At 67.0% G+C, this 6389-nt stretch carries 6 protein-coding genes; 3 read left to right on the top strand and 3 right to left on the bottom strand.

Features of this window, described 5'->3' with window-relative positions; genetic code table 11:
• The 3 genes from JYJ84_RS06960 to JYJ84_RS06950 all read left to right on the top strand — a co-directional run.
• On the top strand, window positions 1-399 hold a 399-nt coding region (locus JYJ84_RS06960; protein WP_205189143.1), incomplete at its 5' end, for a TolC family protein.
• Window positions 400-457: 58 nt separating this feature from the next.
• Entirely contained in the window at window positions 458-898 is a 441-nt protein-coding gene (locus JYJ84_RS06955) for a hypothetical protein (RefSeq protein ID WP_175221927.1), read from the top strand.
• A gap of 52 nt (window positions 899-950) precedes the next feature.
• The gene (locus JYJ84_RS06950; RefSeq protein ID WP_122950436.1) at window positions 951-1691 is read left to right on the top strand and encodes a hypothetical protein; all 741 of its coding nucleotides are present in this window, start codon (window positions 951-953) and stop codon (window positions 1689-1691) included.
• A 205-nt stretch (window positions 1692-1896) separates the two neighbouring features.
• Here JYJ84_RS06950 and JYJ84_RS06945 read toward each other — a convergent pair whose 3' ends face one another.
• The 3 genes from JYJ84_RS06945 to JYJ84_RS06935 form a co-directional block, all read right to left on the bottom strand.
• The gene (locus JYJ84_RS06945; protein ID WP_164462954.1) at window positions 1897-2622 is read right to left on the bottom strand and encodes a hypothetical protein; all 726 of its coding nucleotides are present in this window, start codon (window positions 2620-2622) and stop codon (window positions 1897-1899) included.
• A 250-nt stretch (window positions 2623-2872) separates the two neighbouring features.
• Window positions 2873-4561 (bottom strand): long-chain fatty acid--CoA ligase, encoded by a 1689-nt coding sequence (locus JYJ84_RS06940; protein WP_122950435.1) that lies wholly within the window; start codon window positions 4559-4561, stop codon window positions 2873-2875.
• Window positions 4562-4690: 129 nt separating this feature from the next.
• Complete coding sequence (locus tag JYJ84_RS06935) at window positions 4691-6361, bottom strand: GMC family oxidoreductase (RefSeq protein ID WP_122950434.1); 1671 nt, start codon at window positions 6359-6361, stop codon at window positions 4691-4693.
• Window positions 6362-6389 lie beyond the last annotated feature (28 nt).

Genomic DNA, 6389 nt, shown 5'->3' with positions numbered 1-6389 from the left:
GACGGCGGCCGCGCGAAAGCCGGCGTCGACGCGGCGCGCGCGGCCGCCGAGGCCGCTCGGCTGGCCTACGAACAGCGCATCCGCAGCGCGTTTCGCGACGTGGAGGACGCGCTGGTTGCGATCAGCGCCGCACGCGACCGGCAGGCCATGCTCGCCGCAGCCGTCGACAGCAGCCAGGATGCGCAATCGCGCGCGACGCGGCTGTACCGCAACGGTCTCGGCGAATACCTGTCGGTGCTCACCGCGCAGCGCGCAACCTACCGCGCACGCGATGCGCTCGCACTCAGCCGGCTCGCACAGGTGCAAGGCGCGATCGCACTCTACAAGTCGCTCGGCGTCGGCTGGCGCGACGCGCCGCCGGTCACGCAGGCCAGCGCAACGTCAGCGAACGCACCTTGAACGCCGCCGCGCGACCGCCCCGACGCTTCGGCGTCGCTCATCCACCGGAGAAACCTCGATGCCCGCTCTCGATCCGAATGATTTCACGCTGCACGACATCCATCTCTTTCCGGCCTGCGTGTTTTGCGCCGAACACGCGACACCGGGCTACGCGTCTCGCTGGGAACGCGAGATCGACGCGCTGATGCGCCACGGCGAGCCGTTCGTCATCGTCTACATCGAGCTCGATACCGACGAGAGCCATGAAGACCGCAAGCATCGCGCGGTCTGGCTCAAGCAGAACAAGGACGCGCTGGGCGCCGTCTGCAAGGCGCTCGTCAGCGTCGAACCCGATCCCGACCGGCGTGCCGAGGTGGCCGCGCAGGGCGAAACCGCCGTCAAGGCATTCGGGATTCCGCATCATGCGGTGGCGTCGTTCGAACAGGCTCTCTCGCTCGCGGCCCGACTCACGCGGCAGCATTCGGGGAATGACGCATGGCAGGCCGGACAACAGGCATGACGGGGCCGGCGCGCCACGCCACGTTGCACTCGCCACGAACACGAGGGCCGTCATGCGCTATCCCGCCCTGACGATCGCGAGCTCACACACGCTTGCGTCATGTCCGTCACGGCTCCCCGATGCAGGCGAGGTGCTGTTGTGGCGACTGCGCGGCGAATGGCAGCTCGTCACCAGCGAGCAAGGTCATCTCTGCCTGTCGAAGACGGAGTTGCGGCGGGTCAGGACGCATCCCAATCGCGCGCATGCCCGCCGCTTCGCGATCGGCCGATCGGCGCTGCGCGCGATCCTGGGAACCCTGGCCGGCCGCGCGCCCGACGAACTGACGCTGATCGACCGCGATGCCGACCATCTCGCGGTCGCGGGCTGCGACTTGCTGGACGGGCTCGACGTCGTGGTCGGCCATGCCGGGATCTGGATCGTCATCGCGATCGCGCGTGGCCCGATCGGGCTGGGCATCGCGCAGACCAGCGCGCTCGCCGATCCGGTTTCGCGCGACCAGCTGCGGCTGGACAGCATCTCGAATGCGTGTGGAAGCGGACACGGCGCCACGCTCGCGTCGCTGGCGCCACTCGCGGGGTCATTCCGCGAAGTCGATACGCCGCATGCGGGCAACTGGTGCCTGCTCGATCTCCCGCTCTCCGGCCTGGCTTGTACGGCAACCGTTGCCGCTCGCCGGATGGACCGGATCCACGCGGTGGGCTGGCGCGGCGAGCGAAAAGACTGGCTGGCTGATCGCGATCAGCATCTGCAGGCCGCCAAGGTGCGCGCTGCGGCGGCGTCAGTCACGGCCTGACAGGCCGGCTTCGGGGTTCGCGGGCTGCATGCGTGGGCGATTCCCACCTTCGGGATCGCCGATGGGAGCCGTTCATGGGAGTGTGTGAAGGGAGCCGGTTATGGGAGCGAGCGGTTTTGACGCGAGGGGGCGTACGCGCCGTGTGATGTCGTGCCCCTTCCGGTGATGCCCGGCCACGCCTCCCGGCATTGCTCCTATCGCGCCATTACCCGGCGACCATCGCTCCCGCTTTCACGTGCCGGCCTGCACGACGCAGCAACTGCCAGCCGAACCCCAGCATCCATAACGGCAGCAGAAGCACGACGACAATCTCGCCCGCCCCCGTCACGGCTTCGAATTCCGGAAAGAATCCGGAGACGAAGATGATCGCGAAAAACCAGGCAACGATCTTCAACAGGAACGACCCGTGCCAGCCGGCCTTCTTCAGATGATTGGCGACGATTGGCGCCCAGAAGAATACCAGCGGGCCTTCGGCCCACCACAGCCCGCTTTGCGTGCCGTTGGCGACCGTCGCCCACGCCGCTGCCGCGGCGGCCCGCGTCGCGTCGTCTCCGCCCGCATACATGTGCGCCAGCGGATCGAGCACCGACAGCTGGAGTGCCGCGCCGGTGATGCCGAGCACCGCGTACGCGCCGATCCCGAACGCGATCATGGTGCCGCGCGCGCCGAGTTCATCCTTGAAGGTATGCACGAAGTACCCGCCGATCACGAGCACCGCGAGATAGAACCCGAACACATCGGCCAGCATCGACAAGCGAAACAGGTCGCGTGTTTCGGACGGCAGGCTCAGCATCGTCGCACCGTGCAACAGCATGCCGGCATCCGTGCCGGCCACCATCGACACCAGCCCCACGTTCGCGTAGGCCAGCAGGCCGCCGACGATCGCGCTCCACGCCGTGAAGCGCATGACCTTGTATGAATCGTTCCTCATTCTCTTTCTCCGCACACCATGCCCGGTTCCCGCGTGGAGAACCAGTCGATAAGAAGTGACCGGCCCGGTCGCGCGACACAGCCAGCCGAGCCGCCCGACAAGTAGTCCACATTGACAATAATAGGTCTTGATGACAAACATTGAATCGACGCAGCACACGAGGAAACGCCCGCGTAGCTGCTTCATTCGAGGCAACGCGCGACGCAGGCAGTCCGTGTGACCCAACACGGAGTGACGCATCGCATGCACGTCATGCCACTGCGTTTCCTCGAGCGGCAGCGGCCGCCTCTTCCCTTTCCTGCAACTCGCGCCACATGATCTTTCCCGACCCGGACTTCGGCAGCGACTCGACGAATTCGACGATGCGCGGAACCTTGTAGGACGCCATATGATCGCGCGCCCATGCCACCACGTCGTCGGGCGTCACGCCGTCGGGGTACGCCTGATCCAGCACGACGAACGCCTTGACCGTCTCGCCGCGATGCGCGCTGCGCGTGCCGATCACGCACACTTCCTTGATCGCCGGATGCCGGTACATCATCGTCTCGACTTCGGCCGGCCACACCTTGTAGCCCGACGCGTTGATCATCCGCTTCAGCCGATCGGCCATGAAGAAGTAGCCGTCCGCGTCGATACGGCCAAGATCGCCGGTGCGCAGGAAACGCTTGCCGTCGATCTCGACGAACGCCTGTTTCGTGGCCTCCGGATTGCGCCAGTAGCCTTGCATCAGTTGCGGCGCGTGCATGACGATCTCGCCCACCTCCCCTTGCGGCACGGGCTGGAACGTGACCGGATCGACGATCCGCGCATCGACGTCGAACACCGGAAGGCCGAGGCACTGCGGCTTGGGGCGCGCCGGCGGATTGATGTGCGTGGCGGCGATCGTTTCCGACATCCCGTAGCCTTCGACGTAATCGAGTCCCACCGATTCCTTCAGCTTGCGCGCGATCGCGTCCGGCATCGCCGCACCGCCGCCGCGCATCGAGCGCAGGCTCGACAGGTCGTATTCGTGCAGGTTCGGATTCGACAGGAAATCCACCATCATCGTCGAGATCGACTGCCACACCGATACGCGATTGCGGCCGATCGCGCGGCCCGCGGCATCACGATCCCAGCGCGGCAGCACGACCACGGTCGAGCCGCGATACAGCGGGCCATTCAGCCCGCCCTGCATGCCGGTGACATGGAACAGCGGCAGCACCGCGAGGTGGATCGCGTCTTCGGGATCGTCGAACCAGTCGACGAAACCGGCTGCCGTGCACGTGACGCTGCGATGCGTGTGCACGCAACCTTTCGGCTTGCCCGTCGTGCCGGACGTATAAGGCATCAGGCAGATATCGTCCGGGCCCGCCGTCAGTTCGCCCGGCGCCAGCTTCTCGGCAAGCACCTCGCTCCAGTGGACCACGCCGGGCCCGTCGACGTGGCGCGGCGCGGCCACGAAGTCGGGCACCGCGACGGCCGAAGGTTGCGCCACGTAGTCGCCATACGTCGCCACGACGACATGCGCGAGGCCGCCCGCGCCGCCCACGAGCGGCGCGATGCGCGGATACAGGTCCTGCGCGACGATCACCGTGCTCGCACCGCTATCCTCGATGTAATGCGCCAGCTCGTCGGTCGTGTTCATCGGATTGACCGGCACGACCACCGCGTTCGCACGCAGGATGCCGTAGTACGCAATCATCCATTGCGGGCTGTTCTGCATGTCCAGGAGCACGCGGTCGCCCGCCTTCACCCCGCAACGCTGCTGCAGGAAGCCCGCCACGTGCTCGGCTTCGTGCTGGAAGCGCGCGAACGACACAGGCGTGTCGTAGAACAGGATGAACGGCTTGTCGGGATGGCGCGCCGCCGCGGCCTCCGCGTGACGGAACAGGTGGGTTGCGGGCGGGGCCTGACGCGTGGCCAGGTGCGCGGGCCAGAATGGCGATCGGATGGCAGACATGGTTCGGCAACTCTTCGTCAATACTGCGGGTGATAAATGGCATCAGCGGGGCTCGTCGTCCCGGGGCTGCATGCACGCATTCGGTTGGCCGAGTGAAGGTTCGGCGGGGAAAACAGTCAGACCGTCACCCTATCGACCGGTCTCGATGCCCGACGTCGTGAACTGACGCGTTTCCGCCGCTGTCGCGTGCGCCGCGGGCGCCACCCGGCTGACGCCGCGCATCAGGTCGACCGCCTTCTCCGCGATCATGATGGTGGGTGCATTGGTGTTGCCGCCGATCAGCGTCGGCATCACCGACGCATCGACGATCCGGAGCCCTTCTACTCCATGCACGCGCAACTGCGGATCGACCACGGCCATCGCATCCTGTCCCATCCGGCAGCTGCCGACCGGGTGATAGACGGTATCCGCGCGCTTGCGCAGCACCGCCCGGATGTCGTCGTCGCTGTGCACGTCGCGCGTGAACATGTCCTTCGTGATCCACTCCGCAAGCGCGGGCGCCTCCATGAGGCCGCGCGTGATCTTGAAGCCCGCCACCATGTCCTCCAGGTCGCGCGGGTCGTCGAGAAACGCGGGATCGATCAGCGGCGTGTCGGCCGGATCACGGCTGCGCAGCGCGACCGAGCCGCGGCTGCGCGGGCGCAGCAGGCACACGTGGCACGACAGCCCGTGACCGAGGTGCATGCGCCGTGCATGATCGTCGACCAGCGCGACCAGGAAATGCAGCTGGATGTCGGGCGCATCGAGGCCCGGTTGGGTCTTCAGGAACGCGCCGCCTTCCGCGAAATTCGACGTCAGCATGCCGCGCCGCTCGCGGCGAAAGCGCATGATCTCGCGCAGCATCCGCGCGCTGCCGCCGATCGAGACGCCCATCGTGTCGAGGCTGCGCGTACGGTAGCTGAGAATGAAATCGGGGTGATCCTGCAGGTTGCGGCCCACGCCGGGCAGGTGGTGCAGCGTGTCGATGCCGACGCGCGCCAGCTCGTCCGACGGGCCGACGCCGGACAGCATCAGCAGTTGCGGCGTCTGCAGCGCACCCGCAGCCAGCACCACTTCGCGCCGGGCGCGGAACGTCTTCAGCGTGCCGTTCTGCAGCACCTCAACGCCCACTGCACGCTTGCCCTCGAACAGGATGCGCCGAACCTGCGCGTGCGTTTCGACGGAGAGATTGGCGCGCTTGCCGAGGTGCGGGAGCAGATAGCCGCGCGCCGCGCTCCACCGTTCGCCCTGCTTCTGCGTGACCTGGTAGATGCCGACGCCTTCCTGCTGCGCGCCGTTGAAATCGTCCGTGAGTGGCAGGCCCGCCTGGCGGGCCGCGGTCAGGAAACGCGCCTGGAACGGGTTGTCGGAGCGCAGGTCGCTAACCCACAGCGGGCCGCCCTGGCCGTGCCACGCGTCGCTGAGACGTTCGTTGTGCTCGCTCAACCGAAAATACGGCAGCACTTCGTCGTACGACCAGCCGGGATTGCCGAGTGCGGCCCACGTGTCGTAGTCGCTGCGATGGCCGCGAATGTAGACCATCGCGTTGATCGCGGACGAACCGCCCAGCGCCTTGCCACGCGGCTGGTAGCCGACGCGCCCGCCGAGCCCGCGCTGCGGCACCGTCTTGAATGCCCAGTTGTTGAGACGGGTCGGCAGCATCGCAACCATGCCCGCCGGAATGTTGATGACCGGTCCGTCGCCGCTGCCTCCCGCTTCCAGCAGGCAGACGCTGGTGTTCGGGTCTTCGGTCAGGCGCCCAGCCACCACGCTGCCGCCCGAGCCGCCGCCCACGACGATGTAGTCGAACTCATGATTCATGGCATTTCTCTCGATACAGGATTCGGAA

The organism is Burkholderia sp. LMG 13014 (genome assembly GCF_905232215.1).
Lineage (GTDB): Bacteria > Pseudomonadota > Gammaproteobacteria > Burkholderiales > Burkholderiaceae > Burkholderia.
Note: the sequence above shows the minus strand (reverse complement) of the source record. Positions and strands in the feature narration are given on the sequence as shown.

What these genes read in the sequence shown, in the direction of transcription:
- JYJ84_RS06935 (WP_122950434.1), bottom strand. Translation starts at nt 6,361, where the DNA reads ATGAATCATGAGTTCGACTACATCGTCGTGGGCGGCGGCTCGGGCGGC.
- JYJ84_RS06950 (WP_122950436.1), top strand. Translation starts at nt 951, where the DNA reads ATGCGCTATCCCGCCCTGACGATCGCGAGCTCACACACGCTTGCGTCA.
- JYJ84_RS06940 (WP_122950435.1), bottom strand. Translation starts at nt 4,561, where the DNA reads ATGTCTGCCATCCGATCGCCATTCTGGCCCGCGCACCTGGCCACGCGT.
- JYJ84_RS06945 (WP_164462954.1), bottom strand. Translation starts at nt 2,622, where the DNA reads ATGAGGAACGATTCATACAAGGTCATGCGCTTCACGGCGTGGAGCGCG.
- JYJ84_RS06955 (WP_175221927.1), top strand. Translation starts at nt 458, where the DNA reads ATGCCCGCTCTCGATCCGAATGATTTCACGCTGCACGACATCCATCTC.